The following is an 18,595-nucleotide window of genomic DNA, read 5'->3' on the forward strand; positions in this document are numbered from 1 at the left end:
TTAATATACGTGCACACCCGTACCAAGCACGGACTTGTTTTGCACGGAATTACCGGATAGATATACCTTTTGCAGATCAGGCAGCTGGCTTAGGGTCTCGATATTGGAAATGGCATTGTTCTCGAGATGAAGCTCTTCTATGGCCTGCCAGTTACTCATAAATTCGAGAGAAGCTAAATTGCTGTCTTGCAGAGTGAAGGAACGTAGAGCGGACATTTTGGCAAAGTAAGGCATCATTTGGTCAACTTCAGTAACAGAGGTGTTGTTTATGCTGAAATATGGCTGCTCTAAGGTCAAATGTTCAAGCACGCCGTTCTCTGCGGCCGCCTTTTGTTCAAAGTTCAGCCTGCACTCGGAGCACATCAGAGATTTGACCTGCTTTAAACGAAATAAAGCATCGCTTTCCTTGAACAGTGACGAGTCGTAAATGTTTAACGTCTCCAGACGAGGCAAGCCGTCCAGGACGCTAAGACGGGTTATTTCACTGATCTCCCAGAGGGAGAGTTGCTCCAGTTTCGGGAATTTCCCCAGCGCCGCTAAATTCAACTCTCCACTTCCGCCACGGAGCGTCAGGCTGGTTGCGGCGGGCGCTTTCAGCCCGGAGAGAAAGGAGCCTGGGACTTCCACCCGCACTACATTTGGCAATGTCAGCGCTTCTGCTTTCTCGTAATAACCGGACAACGTTAATTCCCGCAGTGAAGACAGACTGTTTATGGTCTTTACCGAGCCAAGCTGACTTAGAGAAGCCAGGCGTAGTTTAGTAATGGAGGCCTTGCCGGCCAAGCGCTCCAGGCTTGAAAAGTTTACATTTTCGATATCTAGCGTTTGTAGAGCAGGCATATTTTGTACAAAGTCGATGGACTTTACGTTGGTTAAATAGGAAAGCTGAAGCTCCTGAAGCTGGGTTAAAGCATATAGCGGCTGTAAGTCTGTAGCTTCACTGTAATGTATGGACAAGGATGATAGCCCGGTCATGGAAGACAGCCATCCCAGTTCATCGACAAAGGTGAGCGACAGGGACTTGAGCGGCAGTTTATTCAACAGAAAGAAATCCGTTACAGACTCATCCACATAGGTAATGGATAAAGAGCTCAGATTAGGAAATTCCAGCAGTAGGGCCAATTCTTGATTGCTGCGAAGCTGAGTGGAAAGCTCCGTAATTTTAGACTTGTCGCCAAAGTAGCCCGAAAATGTACTAAAGGATTCGTTAAAAGCGCCTCCATAACTTTTTAATCCGGACATATGGGCCAAAGTGGTTTGGTCCGTCTGGGAGATTTCATAGGTATTCGTCAGGTCCAATGCCGTCAGTCCTTTAAAAGCTTCAAAATCTCGCTGATCAATCCGCTGGCTATTCAGTTTCTTGTCCTGAGTAACATAAGTGATCTTCTCGGCCTGTTCATCGCTGAAGGGATCGGAGAGGCTATATGTAAACTTCCACTGATCATTCTCCGAATGCTCTACGGTTAAATAGCGAAGACGAGCCAGTTCCTCCTCTGTCGGCAAGGCAGACCCTTTATCGAAGATATCTCGCAAAAATGAGAGCAGAACCTCGCTTTCGGGCATCTTTCGCACAGACAGATTGGCTTCTGTTTTTGGATAGGTGGAGCTGTTGCTATAATAAAAATACGTACCGATGGCGCCAGTTAGGACTAACATCAGCATCAGCAGTAGCTTTACGGAGGCAGCCTGCTTCAGCGGTGCTTTAGGGGGCGTTCCGTGGTAATGATTAATGGTCTGGTCTACGTAATGGACATGATTTTGCTTCAATAAAAGCTCTGTTTCACAATAGGGACACTTTAAAATCTCACCTTCTTTGTATTCAATTCTTCCGTTGCAATTGGGACAGTTTAACGGGATAAACGCCACGAATGTCCCCTCCTTCATTATGATGGTCATAAGATCATGCTGAACGGTCATCTGACTTCATTATACCTTGTGAATTTACGTTTGATGAGAGAAAGAAGTTTCACATAGCGAAGGAGCAGGGAAATCCTGCCCCTTTTTGATCTTTTTTAAGTATGGCTGGTGGTAAGCATTATTAAGAGGGGATCTGTTGTGAGTGCTGCGACGAATTTATTGCCGCGACCTGATCATCGGAACGAAGAACATGTCCGTACCCGTATCAGAATTGGTATTGTTCTGTAAAAAACTAAGATTCCCCTTTAATTTGGAGTAAGAATTCTCTTCCATGAAGTGGTATTATCTGGGGTGAAAGGAGGCTGGTCACAACAAATTATGTAAGCGCTTTATATGTTTGATAAAAAATTTGATGTGGGGGGAATGCTTCGAATGAGGAAATCATTTAAGCAGGTCGTTTCCGGGTTACTCGCAGCGGCTCTGCTTCTTCCGGGCGGCTTGATAGCTCCGACAGTTAACGCTGCAGATCTAGTGGCAACTAATTCACAAATTGTGTATCAGGAAACATTCCAGAATGGTCAAGGCAAGGCAACTCAATCAGGTGGTGCCCAGCTGGACGCTGTAACAGACAAGCCGTTTGAAGGCAATAATGATGGAGCGGCTCTACATGTTAGTAACCGATCTAATAACTGGGATGGCGTGGACCTCGCTTTTGATGACCTTGGTTTGTCAGTTGGCAAAGAGTATTCTGTAACCGCTTCCGTATATGTCGATACTGATGCTAACCCACCTGCAGACGGGAAAGCCGTTCTGGAAATTGTAAGCAATAAGGGCGTTACTGGCTCAGAAGGATACACCGGAATTAGCTCTGCTGACTTTAAAGCAGGACAAGGCATTACGCTATCCGCCGTTATCTCCGTTACCAGTGTGGACAAGACAGCTCTGCGGATTAAATCTGATGAAGCAGGTAATGGTGTTCAATTCTATATCGGTGATATCACAATTACTCAAGCAGGAGCACCTGCTGAGCCTACTGTAGTCCTTAACCAAAGTTTTGAAGATGGCAGTACCGGTGGATGGGGCAAGCTGGGTTGGGGATCGAACGGGGATACTGCGGTCGTCGACAACGACGTAGCCTCCGAAGGCACGAAATCTCTGAAGTTCTTTAACCGGGCCGATGAGAAAGCCGTCCCTGCCCTCGTACTTACTGGCAAAATGAAATCCGACCGTAAGTATGATATTTCCCTCAAGGTTAGACTCGGTTCAGGTGAAGGCCAGTTCCATCTGGCTTCCAAAATAAATTCAGAAGTATTAGCAGATGATCAGAAGTATCCTTGGATTATAGGCAACAAGCTTGTAACCGCTTCTGACTGGACGCTCTTAGAAACCAAAGGCTATGAAATCCCTTCTAAAACGAATGAGGTCATCATCTATGTTGAACCATCGGACAATACGTTAACCTCGGATATTTACATTGATGAAGTCATCATCACCGATGTAACCCCTGATCAAACCGCACCGGAAAATGTAGATAAAACGGGCATCTCTGCAGACTTTGAGAATGGTCTGGATGGATTCAAAGCACGAAATGGCCGTGAAACGGTAGTTCTTTCCCAAGACGATAATCATACATCTGGCGGCAAGCAAAGCTTACTTGTGACAACTACGACACAATATGATGCAGCCTTGGTTAATGCTGATGGCAAAATGGCAAAGAATCACGAATATGAGCTGTCTGCTTGGGTGAAAATGGCACCTGGACAAGAGCCCACAACACTTCGTATAAGTGTTCAATATGCTGACAGCGGCTTTGCGAACGTTTCACCAAATGCAACCGTTACAGATCAGGAATGGGTACACTTAACGGGTAAGTATACGCTCACCACTACTCCAAGCGTACTCAATGCTTATATTGAAACAGCAAACAATGACGGCGGCAACCGTACCTTCTTCTTGGATGACTTTGCTCTAAAATATCTGGGACCTGTAACTGCCGCACCTCCGATTCAAGAAAACCTTCCTAACCTCAAGGATATTTACGAGGATGATTTCCTGATCGGGAACATAGTTAATCCGTCTACCTTTGATGAGACTCGGCTCAAGCTTCTGAAGAAACATCACAATGTCGTCACGTTTGAGAATGATATGAAACCGGATTATGCCTATAACGCGGACAGACAATTTGATTTCACTGCAGAAGATGCTCTTGTCCAAAAAGTACAGGATGCAGGCCTTGATTTGCACGGCCACGTGCTCGTATGGCATGCGCAGTCACCTACATGGCTTCATACTGCAACTACTGGTGAACCATTGAGCCGTGAGGATGCTCTGACGAATCTAAGAACACATGTTAAAACGGTCGTTGAGCATTTTGGTGACCAAGTCATTTCCTGGGATGTTGTCAACGAAGCCATGAACGATAACCCGGCTAATCCGGAAGACTGGAAAAATGCATTGCGTAATTCTGGCTGGTTACAAGCCATCGGCCCTGACTTTCTTGAGGAGGCATTCCTTGCAGCCAAAGAAGTCATTGATGAAAACGGCTGGGATATCAAGCTATACTACAATGACTATAACGATGACAACCAGAATAAAGCTACAGCCATCTACAGCATGGTTAAAGAGATCAATGAGAAGTACGCCGTAAATCACCCTGGCGAGAAACTGATTGATGGCATCGGCATGCAAGCCCACTATAATTTGGGCACGAGACTGGACAATGTCAAGATGTCGCTTGAGCGTTTCATTTCCTTGGGAGTAGAAGTCAGTGTCACCGAGTTGGACATTATGGCAGGCACCAATTCTACAATCACTGAAAAAGAAGCAAAGCAGCAGGCCTATCTGTATGCCCAATTGATGGATCTCTATAAGAAGAACAGCGAGCATATTGCGCGTGTCACCTTCTGGGGATTAAATGACAGCACCAGCTGGAGAGCCGAGCAGAATCCAACCTTGTTCGATAAGAATTTTCAAGCAAAACAGGCGTTCTACGGGGTAGTTGATCCGCAAAAGTATATGGCAGAAAATCCGCCTGAAGAGCTTGAATACAAGAAATCAAGTGCGCACTATGGGACACCAGCTATTGATGGCTCTGTAGACAGTGTATGGAGCAAAGCTCCTGAATTGAAACTGGATACAAAGCAAATGGCATGGTCAGGTGCGACAGGAACGGCAAAAGCACTGTGGGATGACGACAATCTGTATGTATTGGTTCAAGTCAGAGATGATCAACTGAACAAGTCCAACCCGAATGTATGGGAGCAGGATTCCGTTGAAGTATTCGTCGATGAAAACAACGGGAAAACAGCTAACTTCCAAGACGATGATGGACAATACAGAGTGAACTTTGAGAACCTAGCTTCCTTTAATCCTGCGGAAATCGCTGCAGGCTTCGAATCCAAAGTCTTTGTTTCCGGTACCAACTACACGGTTGAAATGAAGATTCCGTTCAAAAAGGTTAAGCCTGCGAACAATGCCAAAATTGGCTTTGATGCGCAGATCAATGATGCCAAAGACGGCAACAGAATCAGTGTGAATGCATGGAACGATCCATCCGGTCAAGGTTACCAGGATACTTCCGTATTCGGTGAATTGACGCTCACTGGCAAACCCTCTTCTGGCGGAAACAATGGCGGAGGAAACGACGGTGGAGGCAACAACGGCGGGGGGAACAATGGTGGTAGCAGTGGCGGATCAAATTCCGGGACTACTCCGCAGCCCCAACCTCAACCACAGCTTCCAGACAATAACTCGAAGATAGTGCCGGTAATAAAAGTTGAAAATGGAACAGCCACAGCAACCATTTCAAGCGACAGCCTGAATAAAGCGATTGAAAAAGCTTCTCCAGGTGCAAATGGCAAGAAGCAGGTTACCATCGAAGTGCCGAAGCAGGCCAATGCTCAATCCTATGTGGTGCAGCTGCCGACTTCCAGCCTGCAAAGCAACAATAATGTTGAGTTTGTGCTTAGGACGGAGAATGCAACACTTCAAATTCCGTCCAACATGCTTTCTAATATTACGGAGCAAGCTAATCAAGTCTCTATTCAGATTAACAAAGTCTCGGCAGATCGTCTGAGCGCAGATGTTCGCGCTATTGTGGGTAGCCGTCCGGTGATCGATCTAAGTGTAAAAGCTGGTGACCGTCTCCTTGCCTGGAACAATCCAGCGGCACCTGTAACGGTATCTGTTCCGTACACGCCTGCTGCACAGGAGCTTGTCAATGCACATCAGATCGTGATTCTTTACATTGACAATCAAGGGCATGCAACAGCCGTGCCAAGTGGACGCTATGATGCTAAATCCGGTTCAATGGTTTTCAAAACAACTCATTTCAACACTTATGCTGTAGCCTACGTAACCAAGACTTTTGCCGATGTGCAAAATGTCCTGTGGGCAAAACAAGCAGTCGAAGCGCTGGCTGCACGCGATATTATTAAAGGAATCTCTGATGACAGCTTCGCTCCTGCAGCTTCCATCACGAGAGCCGACTTTATCACCTTGCTTGTCCGAGCACTTGAATTGAAGGGTACGGGAACGAACACGGCAGCCTTCAGCGATGTACAGCCAACTGCTCACTATGCACAGGCCGTGGCTATTGCCAAAGAACTTGGTATCACCTCTGGATTCGAAGATAACACATTCAAACCAGGCAACAGCATTTCCCGTCAAGATATGATGGTTCTTACGGCGAAAGCCCTGAAAGCAGCTGATAAGCAATCTGCCGGCAACGGAAATCTAGCTCCTTATTCCGATGCTGCAAGCATTTCCACTTACGCGATGGATAGTGTAACTTCCCTCGTAGGAAGCGGAATTGTTAACGGCAAAGATGGCAAAATTGCACCAGCCGAACCATTGACCCGTGCTGAAGCAGCGATGGTTCTCTATCGGATCTGGGAATTGTAAATGTAAAGTTTAATTAAACCAGATGATAAAAAAGACTACCCCCGTAAAATCCAGACGGGGGTAGTTGTACTATTTCATATCGAAGTAAAAGAACTCGTCTATCACTCTGCAGAAAAATGAACAACTGCACTATATAACATCTTGTTGCGAAACGGGTCGAACGTGACTTGATGCTGAACCTGCTTCACTCGGAGCAGCAATGCCTTGTTCATTCCGATTCGGTCTTCGATAGCTCGTTCTAGTTCCTTGAAGTCATAAGCCTGCAAGCATTCAACTTTGTCTTTGATAATATCGAGTGAAATTTCCATGTTTGATTCAGGCCTCCTCCATGTCACGATTTGCAGGTACAAAAGCCTGCCGAACTTTTATTGTAGAGGAGCTAGTCCCGTTCGGCAAGAGCGAACAAAGCGAATCATTAGAACGATGGAGGCGGTCTGAATTCTATACTGGGGGGCCAAAACGAGAAGGTAAAGTAATGCTTCAAATAATCACTAATAAACTCGTGCTGAAAATCAACTAAAGACGTGGTAAAATTGGTGGAGTAATAAATGGAGAAAAGGGAAATCCGGACCCATACGGTAACTAGCAAAGGGGGGCGTCGCCCCTCTTTTTCATGCGAGTCTATTGAAGGGTACGCTTCTCTTCGGGGTAGGATATATTCATCTTGATGTGATTAACAGATACTGATGTTTGAACGAAGTTACATTTGCATGGTATAAGTGAAGAAGAAGCAAGGACATCAAAATGTAAATTGCAACGAATCTGCTAATGTAAATGATACGATTGCAGATGTATGGCTTACGATTTTAACATTAATGAGGACAAAGGTTGTCCTGGTATATATAGAGGAGTTTCTAATATGAAAGAAAATTTTTGGCGTGATTTGCCACGACCATTTTTTATACTGGCGCCGATGGAAGATGTGACGGATGTTGTGTTTCGTCATGTCGTAAGTGAAGCGGGCAGACCGGATGTGTTTTTTACGGAGTTTGCGAATACAGAGAGTTATTGTCACCCGGAGGGGAACAAAAGTGTACGCGGGCGTCTGACTTTTACAGAAGATGAACAGCCGATTGTGGCACATATTTGGGGAGACAAGCCGGAGTTCTTCCGCGAGATGAGCATCGGGATGGCCAAGGAAGGTTTCAAAGGCATAGATATTAATATGGGCTGTCCTGTCGCCAATGTGGCGGAGAATGGAAAAGGAAGCGGTCTGATCTGCCGTCCTGCGCTTGCAGCGGAGATCATTCAGGCGGCCAAAGCTGGTGGCTTGCCCGTCAGTGTCAAAACTCGCCTCGGGTTCACCGAGGTGGACGAATGGCGCGACTGGTTGACTCATATTTTGCAGCAAGACATTGTGAATCTGTCCATTCATCTGCGTACAAGAGAGGAAATGAGCAAGGTCGATGCACACTGGGAGCTGATCCCGGAGATCAAGAAACTTCGGGACGAGATTGCACCGAATACGTTGCTAACCATTAATGGAGACATTCCTGACCGTGCGACTGGACTCAAACTCGCCGAGCAGTATGGTGTGGATGGCATTATGATTGGACGAGGCATTTTCCAGAATCCGTTTGCTTTTGAAACGGAGCCAAGGGAACATACCACAGAGGAGTTCCTTCATCTGCTGCGGCTGCACTTGGACCTGCATGATCAATATTCAGAGCTTGAACCGCGTTCGTTCAGCCCGCTGGCCCGCTTTTTCAAAATCTACGTCCGTGGATTCCGCGGGGCAAGTGAGCTGAGAAACAGCCTGATGAACGCCAAAACAACGACTAGAGTACGCGAATTGCTCGATGAGTTCGGAAGTCAGGAACATGCGGAGACAGAGTAGGACGAAGAACACGAATGGTTGTAATGGTTGTAATCATGGATACGGAGTATGATTCAGGTAGATTTAACAGCAAAAAAGAAGCGGTAGCTCTTCCGCTTCTTTTTTGCTGTTAATGTGGTTTTAGCGGTAAAAGTCTACTGCACTTCATCCATTTACGAGATTCAGGAACATCGGAGCCGTTTCCGATTCTACTAAAGATGTTAACGCTTATACTCCGGCTTCTCCATAGCAATGGGTTGAGGATTATCCAGCACCCATAACACCGCCAGCTCACTTAATCGGGCAGGCGCATCATAATTCGATCCATGGCGAAGCCTGTGGGCCAAGTCTGTTGCTTCTTGAAGAAGTGCCGGGGCTAATGGCGTACCAGATCCCAGATGGCGAATCAGCGCATCCAGCATGTTGCGATACGGCTCATCCCAGTTTCCACCGCCATTATCCAATACTTCATGGGAAACACGTCCTGTGATGCGGATGACTTCTCCCTGAACCGTTTGGGCATGTCCCTGGGCCGGGATGAGATACTCCCACAGCTCCTGATGCTGTTTGGGCCAAGTAGTTGCTTTTACCTGAATGGGAGCTGTTCCATCGTGCATCATTCGACTCGCTACCGGCTCGAGATCAAATTGTTGATAGAGCTTGCTCAGTGCGTCTGAAACTTCATCTACCTTGTCCTTATTGAACTTCTCACGGACAAATTCAAAATCCTTGCCAATTCGCTTCACGGACTCTTTCATTTCCGGGGTGACTGTTGCTCCGGCATCCAGCAGAATCGCGGAAATCTTCGACATACTGACAATATCGCTATTTCGGCTATTCATTAATCCTTTGGCTAACGGAGTATTGCCTCTTTGATTGACTACATTGATATCAGCACCTCGGGCTACCAATTCTTGTACCACTTCGGTTCTATACGCATTGACCGCTGCGTGTAACGGTGTTTCATTTTGGTAGTCCACAGCTTCCAGATCCGCACCTAATTCAAGGAACAGGGCTACATTTCCTGACCAGTGTGAAGCATGGGCATGTAATGGCGTGCGTTGATAATTGTCAAGTGCGTTGATATCTGCCCCTTGTTCTACCAGCCAGCGAACCAATTCATCGGAAATATGCCGAAAGCTGAGGGCCGTACCTTTGCTGTAGCCCCCGCGGGCATCCCATTCGCATTGCTCGAAGACCTCTTTTACGGCAACAATATCATTATCTTTAACGAGTTTTTCCATATGCGCAGGTAATGTTGTTTCCTTAATCATTAAACTCTTCCTCTCCTTTGTGGATAGCATCATCGACTTCTGAAGGTAGATAAGATTTTCCCAAATGACAGACAATGATAGTTTAATAGATTACAGATAATTTCCAGCAAGTTTATCATATCCAGAAGTGGAAAACCAATAATAGGAGTTTTGACTTTAAGGGCCGGGTAGATCAATCGAGGATGTCTGTTCGTTGTGCTATGTTATAATTTAAATCAATATCGTTTTGAACTGAGTGCCTTAGATGAGGCAGCAGGCTTATGAGAATAGGAGGATCTATGTCCTGGAGTAAATTAAAGCAACAGCTAGAAAGTTTTCTTAGTCCTGCGCTGGTTGGAAAAGTAGATTACCGGGCGACCAGCTATCGCTATTCACCTGATAAATCAGGTAGTTGTTATCTGACCGTGGATCAGAAGAATATCCTCAATATGGGGGACACAACTTCACCAATCCGTTGGTATCATTCCGATCAGGAGATTAAGAATGATCCCAATATCGTGATATCTGTAAGTGATGAAGAGATTGAAGCTATTCGAAACGAAACCAAAGGGAACGTTCCGGAGGACCGTCTTCAAGTCATGGCAAGAAGCAGAAAAGTCTCCGTACATGCCAAAGAGCTGTTGCTGGCACAAACCGCGTTAAGTAAAACGAATTTTACAGCAGCAGCGACTACGTTTTTGTCCACTTCCATAGAGGATAATCTGGAGAGCAAGGAGATTCTGTTCAATATTCTGGCTTTGGTGGACAGACGTGTTGGCAAGAAACGAATTCTGAACATGTCTGATTCGATTAAAATGAAGCATCCGGCTGTGCAGTATTTTTATGAAATACGGCGCAGGACGGTGTGAAATTGATATATTGCTATAGCTTTTAACTATAACTAGTTATGGCATTTAAGTATCTCAGCCAACCTCGTTCTGCATGATATGATAATGGTATACAACGAGGGGGTTTTTGACATGACTGATAAGTTCCAGATCGTAGGTAGTTTGTTGCGTCCTGATGAGCTGCTGACATATAAAACGCAAATTGAACATCGTGATGATATCAAATATCCATTCTATGAAAGTTTTGAAGGTTATGAAAAATGCGAGACTGAGGCCATCAAACAAGTGGTGAAAAAAGAAATCGAGCATGACCTGTCGATTATTACAGATGGAGAGTTCTCCAAATCGATGTGGCATCTGGATTTTGTTTGGGGCTTTGGTGGAGTTGAGCGTTATATTGCAGACCATGGCTATTTTTTCCGTGATGTCGATGGATCTTCAAAATATGAAACACGTAAAGATATTGGCCTGCGCATAACGGGCGAATTGAGCGGTAAAAATCATCATTTCATTCAACTGTTCAAACAACTGCAAGACACGGCGGGTGACCAGCAAACGAAACTTTGCGTTCCATCGCCATCCCATATTTTTGGTGAACTCTCCTGGTCGGATAATATCGGCGGTACGGACGCTGTTTATCAGAATATTCAGGAGCTCAAAGCAGGTCTTGTGAAAGCTTATAAGGAATTTGTGGAAGAATTCGCTGCGGTAGGCGGTAAAATCCTGCAAATGGATGACTGCTTGTGGGAGCTATTTGCAGACGACAACCCGAACTCTCCGTTTACAGGGGAGCATATTAATCAAGAAGAAGTACAGGGTCTCGCTACCGAATTTATTGATATTAACAATACCGTGATTGACTTCGGTCATAGCCTGGGATTGAAAATGTGGACACATAATTGCCGCGGCAACTATGATTCCCGCAACATGGGCGGTGGATCTTACGCGAAAATCGCTAACCTGTTCCTGAAGCAATTGAAATATGATCGTTTCTTCCTGGAGTGGGATGATGATCGTGCGGGTTCTATCGAAGCCCTGGAGGTTTTCAAAGATAGACCGGAAACGGAAATCGTATTAGGATTGTTGTCATCTAAGACCAATACACTTGATGATGAAGAGCGCGTAATCCGTTTGCTTGACGAAGCATCCAAAATTATCGATAAGGATCGTCTATTGCTTTCACACCAATGTGGCTTTGCATCCTGCGATGGCGGTAACGAACTAAGCGAAGCTGAGCAATGGGCCAAAATCGTACAAGGTCAAAAGATTGCCAAGCAATACTGGGAAAACTAATTTCGAATAGTAACATCTAAAGCTTAAAGAGATGACTCGTAGGACCAGCAATGGACCCACGAATCATCTCTTTTTTTATACATCTTCTGCCCAAAAAAATTACGTCGTTCCTTGCTTAAGGTTGCAGGACCACCCTCAAATAGCATAACTAAGTGCAGCCTCACAGGATGTATCTGTACCGCCATTGTATTGTGCGATAAGTTGGCTCTTTCTCAGATCGGTGATTAAGACACTGTAGGAGAGAAAAGAGTTATTAGCATCAGTGGTGAGGTTGGAATGGGAGTGAATTTAGTGGAATCTGGATGTATAGCGTGAGAACAGGCTGTGATACAATGAAAATGAAATTGTTATACGGATTATCTCGCAAGCTGTACTTCCTCAAAAGATAAATTAGAAATATATATGTCCTATGAAAAAGGAGTTTTGCACAATGAATTTGGAAGAGGTTATGCAGGAGCTAGAAGCGCTCGGGAAAGAACGAACAAAGAAAATATATATGTCCAATGGTGCACACGAACCGCTTTTTGGAGTAGCAACCGGAGCGATGAAACCTATCGCGAAGAAAATAAAAAAGGATCAACCTTTGGCTGAGCTGCTTTACGCTACGGGAAACTATGATGCCATGTACTTTGCTGGCGTGATTGCTGATCCCCAAGCGATGACGGAAGCTGATTTTGACCGTTGGATCGATGCCGCTTATTTTTACATGATCTCTGACTTCATCGTATCCGTCACGTTGGCAGAGACGGATATTGCCCAAGCGGTTTCGGACAAGTGGATCGCGAGCGGGAATGATTTGAAAATGTCAGCTGGATGGAGCTGTTATTGCTGGTTACTCGGTAGCCGACCAGATAGCGAATTCTCCGAAAGTAAGCTGAACGATATGCTCAAACAGGTAGAACAGACGATTCACGAATCACCTGAACGCACCAAGTATTCCATGAATAACTTCCTCTACACCGTTGCAGTTTCCTACCTTCCGTTGCATGATCAGGCGGTGGAGACGGCCAAGGTCGTGGGCCCTGTCGAAGTCAACAAGGACAAGCCCAAGAGCAAGTTCCTGCAAGCATCCGAAAATATTCAAAAGGCAGTGGAAAAAGAGCGAACTGGATTTAAGCGTAAATATGTAAGATGCTAAGCTAAATAGTAGTCGGGTAAAACGATTTGTACAAAAGGTTACAAAAAACACGCCATCATGGGCGTGTTTTTTGTGTTTTCTAACCTTTCATAACCATTTCTTTGGCTTGCTGTCTGCCCGCCGCGAGGAAGCTGTCGCTTAGTTCAGGATCATTAACAGAGCGTGCAAGAACAAGCGAACCGACTAATGTACTAAACAGGGCACGACTTTTGGACACATTCATATCTGCCAGATCGGAGATAAAAGTAACCATCCGTTCCAGTTCATGAGTGAATACCTGCCGAACCTCTTCGGAAGAGCGGGATATTTCGCCGGAAAGGGCAGGGAATATGCAGCTCATTTCCGTTTTGTCACGGTGATAGGGACTGAGATAATAATCGATGACTGTATTGATTTTAGGTTTCTGCTCTTCCTGATCCGCGACTTTTTGAAGAAGTGCGATGGTATCGCTAATGGCATATTCACAGGCTTCGGCGACCAACTGTTCCTTGTTGTCAAAGTGTGAATAAAACCCTCCATGAGTTAATCCGGCACCCTTCATAATGAACGGTACACTGACATCTTGAATACCGTTGGTGCGAAAAGCCCGAGCCGCACTTTCAACAATTTTACCTCGTACTTTTATTTTATGGCCTTTGGGATAGGGCATTATCATTCACTCCATAATTTCATCATTCTGCTTTATCAAAATATTATAGTCATCATAATAAAGCCTGTCAATTTGGCGACTGGATGTCTATTGATTTACAAAAGGGCCAAATACGGTTGTTGACTGCCTCAAAATATGATGGTTATAATATATTACGATCATCATATTTTAAATCGGCTTCAAATCGGGAGGTATCAGGATATGAGTAAGCTTGAATCTGTAGATACGTTAGTTATTGGATCAGGTCCGGGAGGATATGTGGCGGCGCTTCGTTCTTCGCAACTGGGAATGAAGACGGCAATCGTCGAACGTCAACAGCTAGGCGGGGTTTGCACGCATGTGGGTTGTATACCATCCAAAGCATTAATTGCGGAATCACATCGCTATGATTTGTTCAGACAGTTCAATCAAGCTGACGCGGCAGCGACATTTAAGATTGCTCAGCATTTTAAGCAGGGGGTTGTGAATAAACAGGCAGGTGGCGTCCACTATTTGTTAAAGACTGCGAATGTGACCATACTCGAAGGCGAGGCCAGTCTGGTGGATGAGCACACAGCGATGATCCAGCAAGCTGGACAGGAGCAAAGCATTTCTTTTAAAAACCTCATACTGGCAACGGGGTCTCGTCCAATTGAGCTGCCAGCATTTCCAGTTGGAGGTCGTATCTTGTCTTCCACAGAAGCACTGTCTCTGCAGGAGGTTCCGAGTAGTCTGGTTGTGATGGGCGGAGGGTATATTGGTGTGGAGCTTGGACAGATGTATGCCAAATTCGGAACAAAGGTGACGATTCTGGAGGGAGGAGCGCAAGTATTGCCCGGATTCGAGGCGGAACTTGCTGCCCCTGTAGTCAAACAATTGAAGGCGGATGGCATCCACATCGTAACCGGAGCGATTGCTGAAAAGGTGGAGCAGAATGCTGATTCCATTACACTGCATTATTCGAAAAATCAAGAGCAGCACCAGGTTACGGCGGAATATGTATTAGTCACAATCGGCAGGAAACCCAATACAGACGGCCAGTTAGAACTGGAACGCATAGGTTTGCCCGTAACAAACAAGGGGCTGATTGAGACGGATGAACAGTGCAGAACGGTTATCCCGCACATTTATGCCATTGGAGATATTACAGCTGGTCCGGCACTCGCTCACAAGGCCTCCTATGAAGCCAAAGTAGCAGCAGAGGCCATTGCGGGTCTTACCTCCAAAGTGGATTACAAGGTGATTCCGCTTGTCGTCTTTTCTGATCCGGAGCTATCCAGTGTTGGAGTAAGGGAGACGGAAGCCAAAGCACAGTCCATTCCGGTGATTATTGGAAAATCTTCTTTTGGGATCAACGGAAGAGCATTGGCATTAAGGGAAACCGAAGGATTTGTGAAAATAGTGGCTGATCCGACCTCAGGAATTGTCATTGGCGCGCAAATCGTTGGCGTGGAGGCATCCACATTGATATCGGAGCTTGCGCTTGCAATTGAGATGGGTGCAACCGTAGAAGATCTGGCCATGACAATCCACCCTCATCCCACGTTGGGAGAAGTGATCATGGAGGCTGCCGAGAACGCGGTCACCAAAATGAAAAAGAAAAAATAGTCAGCAAATTTAACCATATACGAGGATTGGGAATGGGAGAGATAAAAGGATGAAGTTAAAAGCAGGATTGTATATCGGAATTGCGATGGTGCTCATTGTTGGAGGTTCACTTCTGGCTGTTAAAGGGAAGGATGCTGTAAGTCATGCCGAGAGCAGGAAACAAGGCATACTTGAGGCAGAGCAAACGACATTGTTTTATCAGAATAGTTCTGGGGCAATTGTAGAGGCGGGTGCGTCTGCAGGTGACTCCGTGAAAGAGGGAGAGATGCTTTTCAAAGTGAAATCAGCTGGGGAAGGAGATGTGGATGTACTCGCACCGTATGATGGTATGGTCGACCGAGTTGCTGTAAAGCAGGGAGATCAAGTACAAGTAGGCGTGCCGCTGGCAGTTCTGCAAAAGAATAATTACTATACGGACATTTACATACAGGAGAGTGAAATTCAAAAGCTTGAAGTGAATCAAGCCATTGATGTTCATTTTCCGTATTTGGATCAGCCAACACAGGTGAGCGGGGTGGTTACGTCCATCTCATCTGCGCCACAATTTGCGAGCTTGCGCATGTCACGGGAAAAGGGGCAAGCCGATCTAAGTATGTTTTTGGTCCGAATATCAATGGATTCGAATGCTGATTTACTTCCTGGGATGACAGCAGAGGTGAAACTTGATGAAATCACTGATTGACGAGTGGAAGTACGTATCGGGAAGTAAGTATGTTCGATTGATTTTTATCGGCCCGCTTATTGCAGCCCTATTCTTTGGTTTAATGTTCTCGCAGAATCAAATTAGCAAATCGCCAGTTGTGGTCATTGATGAGGATCATAGCGAATATTCACGGCAGTTGATCTCCAAAATAAATGCCTCGCAATATATGAGCGTCAAAAGCGTATATGCGAGCCGAATGAGTCCGGAAACATTACTTGTCAACGAGCAGGCAGTAGCTGTCATTATGCTTCCCAATCAATTGGGATTACGTCAACAACAGGGAAAATCGACGAATATCGGCATCTTGATGGATAACACAATGCCCTCGGGGCTAACCGGAATCCGGACCGCGATTCAGGAGATCATCCAGACGGAAAATATGACCCTTTCCATGACACGACTGATCCAGAAAGGGATGGATGCAGAAACAGCTAAAGGAATCGTGTCGCCGATCTCGCTTCAGCAAAGGATGCTATTTAATCCAACCTCCAGTTATGTCGGTTTTATGGTGCTTGGATTTGTGAATATCGTAGTATTGATGATTACAACAAGTGCAGCAGGCTCGATTGCACCTCGGCTTCGCCGGGAAGGGAAGCTATTTTCAAACGGAAGGTCACCTTTCCAGCTATGGGTTAGGAGTGTGCCGTACGCTGTGTTGAGCTCCCTATCGCTGCTTCTATCCTATGGATTGTTAAAGCAGGTGGGGGGAATGCGTTTTGAAGCGGAGCCTTATCTTTTTATCATCCCATTGGTTATTTATGCCTTCGCCTTATCACTTCTGGGTATGTTGATTGGATACACAGCCAAAGACATATCCAAAGTCAGCCTACGAACCAGTTTTGTATTGTATCCCTCCTTTCTGGCTACGGGAATTCAACTAACGCCGCTGGCGTTTCCAGAACCGTTCCAAATTTTCGCATGGGCACTACCCATGAACTGGCTTAACCGCCTGATTCGTGGAATGGCTTTTCGGGACGGAGCGCTTACAGCTTACAGTCAGGAGTTGGGGGCATTGCTAATTATTATTGGCGTTGTGTCCTTGTTCATGGGGTTACTGTTTCTGAGGGAAACGAGGAAAGCTTCTACCAGCCGGGAACCCCTATTGAATGCAGATATGTTGCCGAGCAGCAGTTAATTGAAAAGATAAGCAGTGAATCGAAAAACAGACGCACGGGAATCATTCCTGATGCGTCTTTCTGTTTAGTTACCGCAGATGACTTATAAAGATAAAGGTCCTTCTAGCGAAGGTTTTTTATATCGTTTATACTTGTAAGGCCAATTTACTTGAGGAGTTGTCTAACGAATCATGAATAAAAAAGAAGTCGCGCATATACGCAAACAGTTTAAGATGGATCATGATTTACTGAATATTTACGATATTCTCAACGTGTATATTACGAAAGAAACGAACGAGATTTATCATTGGGAGCGCCATCCGTTTGAGCTGGTGGATAGAGAGAAACAGGAACTGTACATGGGCAATTTCAAAAAATTGCTGACGGGTGAGCTGGATCAGAAATTGTTTGAGCTGAAGTTCCAGGAGCAAGCGGAGGAGCCGGCTCAGGTGATGCTTCACCAAGCACTGGTAACAGGAGATCCGGAGGAATGGCAGGACCTGATGCTCCTGTTAGTAGAAAGAATGTTGGTGGATGCCAAGTATGAACGGGATATGGTAATCACGTTTGTTCGTGGTCAGTATTACTTGCCAACCAAGGCTCGGAACGATGAAGCGGAAGAGAGCGAGAAAAATGAAGTGTTCGCACATCCATTCATTCTGTGCAGTGTGAATTCCACGGAGAAGCAGCGGAAGACGCTCTTGTTTGATTATGTGGAGAGAGAATTTAAGTACAATGTCATTGTAGATCCGGTTGTCAAATTAAGCACCCCGGAGCAGGGTTTCCTGTACCCGAGCGTAACGGACAACTACTCCGATGTGAATCGTGTTCTATATTGCACAGGGAAATCCAATTTCCCGGATCCGCATTTTGTTGAAAATGTTTTGAATGGAGAAAGGTCTGTGACAGCGCTGGAAGAACGAGCGATCTTCGAAGATATCGTGAAGGAAGTGGCCGGTGAACAACTGGACTCAGCCACAATCGCACATGTGTATGAAGAAATCAACCGGGTCATCGAAATTAACGAAGAGTCACATGAGGAAGAACCTCCGAAGCTGGATTATAAAGATCTGGAACGTGTACTGACGGCAAGCGGTGTAGAGGACCTGACGTCGGAAAAAGTGGAACGTGCATTTGAAACCATCGTCGACAACAAGAATTATGAAATGAAAGCGACCAGTGTTATGCCGAAGTTTACGTCCAAGTCCATTAAGATTGAAACTAAAGTTGCTACGATTTCGGTTAGCCCACAAGACTTGAGATATGTGAAACAAGTGAATTTTCAAGGCAGACGGTGTATCATGATTGAAGTGGACGAAGATGTCGTGATTGAAGGGTTCACGCTTACAACAGAGGTACTGTAGTTAGCATAGTAATTAAACTAAACATTTCAGTTCAAAGAAGACGCTCGAGACTCGCTCCCGAAGCGTCTTT

The 18,595-nt window shown here is 45.5% G+C and carries 13 protein-coding genes; 9 read left to right on the plus strand and 4 right to left on the minus strand.

Features of this window, described 5'->3' with window-relative positions; genetic code table 11:
* The gene (locus CS562_RS28705) at positions 1-1,866 is read right to left on the minus strand and encodes a leucine-rich repeat domain-containing protein (protein ID WP_099858997.1); all 1,866 of its coding nucleotides are present in this window, start codon (positions 1,864-1,866) and stop codon (positions 1-3) included.
* 423 nt (positions 1,867-2,289) lie between these two features.
* Between CS562_RS28705 and CS562_RS28710 the strand changes: the two genes are divergently transcribed.
* On the plus strand, positions 2,290-6,759 hold the full coding sequence (locus CS562_RS28710) for an endo-1,4-beta-xylanase (RefSeq protein ID WP_099859054.1): 4,470 nt from the start codon (positions 2,290-2,292) through the stop codon (positions 6,757-6,759).
* Between the two features lie 101 nt (positions 6,760-6,860).
* Here CS562_RS28710 and CS562_RS28715 read toward each other — a convergent pair whose 3' ends face one another.
* Positions 6,861-7,067, minus strand: coding sequence for a DUF2536 family protein (locus tag CS562_RS28715; protein ID WP_076291617.1), 207 nt, complete (start codon positions 7,065-7,067; stop codon positions 6,861-6,863).
* 551 nt (positions 7,068-7,618) lie between these two features.
* On the opposite strand from CS562_RS28715, the gene CS562_RS28720 reads away from it, so the two are divergent.
* On the plus strand, positions 7,619-8,596 hold the full coding sequence (locus CS562_RS28720; RefSeq protein ID WP_099858998.1) for a tRNA dihydrouridine synthase: 978 nt from the start codon (positions 7,619-7,621) through the stop codon (positions 8,594-8,596).
* A 200-nt stretch (positions 8,597-8,796) separates the two neighbouring features.
* Here CS562_RS28720 and CS562_RS28725 read toward each other — a convergent pair whose 3' ends face one another.
* Positions 8,797-9,849, minus strand: coding sequence for an ankyrin repeat domain-containing protein (locus CS562_RS28725; protein ID WP_257219639.1), 1,053 nt, complete (start codon positions 9,847-9,849; stop codon positions 8,797-8,799).
* A gap of 278 nt (positions 9,850-10,127) precedes the next feature.
* On the opposite strand from CS562_RS28725, the gene CS562_RS28730 reads away from it, so the two are divergent.
* The 3 genes from CS562_RS28730 (at position 10,128) to CS562_RS28740 (ending at position 13,107) form a co-directional block, all read left to right on the plus strand.
* A complete protein-coding gene (locus tag CS562_RS28730) occupies positions 10,128-10,697 on the plus strand; it encodes an SF0329 family protein (protein WP_076291621.1) in 570 nt (189 codons plus the stop codon).
* Between the two features lie 111 nt (positions 10,698-10,808).
* Positions 10,809-11,969 (plus strand): cobalamin-independent methionine synthase II family protein, encoded by a 1,161-nt coding sequence (locus CS562_RS28735; protein ID WP_090955212.1) that lies wholly within the window; start codon positions 10,809-10,811, stop codon positions 11,967-11,969.
* A gap of 430 nt (positions 11,970-12,399) precedes the next feature.
* Positions 12,400-13,107, plus strand: a complete 708-nt coding sequence (locus CS562_RS28740; protein WP_099859001.1) for a DNA alkylation repair protein — start codon at positions 12,400-12,402, stop codon at positions 13,105-13,107.
* Between the two features lie 79 nt (positions 13,108-13,186).
* Here CS562_RS28740 and CS562_RS28745 read toward each other — a convergent pair whose 3' ends face one another.
* A complete protein-coding gene (locus tag CS562_RS28745; protein ID WP_099859003.1) occupies positions 13,187-13,756 on the minus strand; it encodes a TetR/AcrR family transcriptional regulator in 570 nt (189 codons plus the stop codon).
* A 201-nt stretch (positions 13,757-13,957) separates the two neighbouring features.
* Between CS562_RS28745 and lpdA the strand changes: the two genes are divergently transcribed.
* The 4 genes from lpdA to CS562_RS28765 all read left to right on the plus strand — a co-directional run bounded on the left by lpdA (position 13,958) and on the right by CS562_RS28765 (position 18,525).
* Positions 13,958-15,343 carry a dihydrolipoyl dehydrogenase gene (lpdA, locus tag CS562_RS28750; RefSeq protein ID WP_099859005.1) on the plus strand — a complete coding sequence of 462 codons (1,386 nt, stop codon included), beginning with the start codon at positions 13,958-13,960 and terminating at the stop codon, positions 15,341-15,343.
* A gap of 49 nt (positions 15,344-15,392) precedes the next feature.
* Positions 15,393-16,025, plus strand: coding sequence for a biotin/lipoyl-containing protein (locus CS562_RS28755; RefSeq protein WP_099859006.1), 633 nt, complete (start codon positions 15,393-15,395; stop codon positions 16,023-16,025).
* Positions 16,009-17,181: an ABC transporter permease gene (locus tag CS562_RS28760; RefSeq protein ID WP_099859007.1), complete on the plus strand. Its 1,173-nt coding sequence runs from the start codon at positions 16,009-16,011 to the stop codon at positions 17,179-17,181. Before CS562_RS28755 ends, CS562_RS28760 begins: the two co-directional genes overlap by 17 nt.
* Positions 17,182-17,352: 171 nt before the next feature.
* A complete protein-coding gene (locus tag CS562_RS28765) occupies positions 17,353-18,525 on the plus strand; it encodes a DUF4317 domain-containing protein (RefSeq protein ID WP_076291628.1) in 1,173 nt (390 codons plus the stop codon).
* The last annotated feature ends 70 nt before the right edge of the window (positions 18,526-18,595 follow it).

Source organism: Paenibacillus sp. LK1 (assembly GCF_002750415.1).
Classification (GTDB): domain Bacteria; phylum Bacillota; class Bacilli; order Paenibacillales; family Paenibacillaceae; genus Paenibacillus; species Paenibacillus taichungensis.

What these genes read in the sequence shown, in the direction of transcription:
- CS562_RS28710 (WP_099859054.1), top strand. Translation starts at nt 2,290, where the DNA reads ATGAGGAAATCATTTAAGCAGGTCGTTTCCGGGTTACTCGCAGCGGCT.
- CS562_RS28715 (WP_076291617.1), bottom strand. Translation starts at nt 7,067, where the DNA reads ATGGAAATTTCACTCGATATTATCAAAGACAAAGTTGAATGCTTGCAG.
- CS562_RS28720 (WP_099858998.1), top strand. Translation starts at nt 7,619, where the DNA reads ATGAAAGAAAATTTTTGGCGTGATTTGCCACGACCATTTTTTATACTG.
- CS562_RS28725 (WP_257219639.1), bottom strand. Translation starts at nt 9,849, where the DNA reads ATGATTAAGGAAACAACATTACCTGCGCATATGGAAAAACTCGTTAAA.
- CS562_RS28730 (WP_076291621.1), top strand. Translation starts at nt 10,128, where the DNA reads ATGTCCTGGAGTAAATTAAAGCAACAGCTAGAAAGTTTTCTTAGTCCT.
- CS562_RS28735 (WP_090955212.1), top strand. Translation starts at nt 10,809, where the DNA reads ATGACTGATAAGTTCCAGATCGTAGGTAGTTTGTTGCGTCCTGATGAG.
- CS562_RS28740 (WP_099859001.1), top strand. Translation starts at nt 12,400, where the DNA reads ATGAATTTGGAAGAGGTTATGCAGGAGCTAGAAGCGCTCGGGAAAGAA.
- CS562_RS28745 (WP_099859003.1), bottom strand. Translation starts at nt 13,756, where the DNA reads ATGCCCTATCCCAAAGGCCATAAAATAAAAGTACGAGGTAAAATTGTT.
- lpdA (WP_099859005.1), top strand. Translation starts at nt 13,958, where the DNA reads ATGAGTAAGCTTGAATCTGTAGATACGTTAGTTATTGGATCAGGTCCG.
- CS562_RS28755 (WP_099859006.1), top strand. Translation starts at nt 15,393, where the DNA reads ATGAAGTTAAAAGCAGGATTGTATATCGGAATTGCGATGGTGCTCATT.
- CS562_RS28760 (WP_099859007.1), top strand. Translation starts at nt 16,009, where the DNA reads ATGAAATCACTGATTGACGAGTGGAAGTACGTATCGGGAAGTAAGTAT.
- CS562_RS28765 (WP_076291628.1), top strand. Translation starts at nt 17,353, where the DNA reads ATGAATAAAAAAGAAGTCGCGCATATACGCAAACAGTTTAAGATGGAT.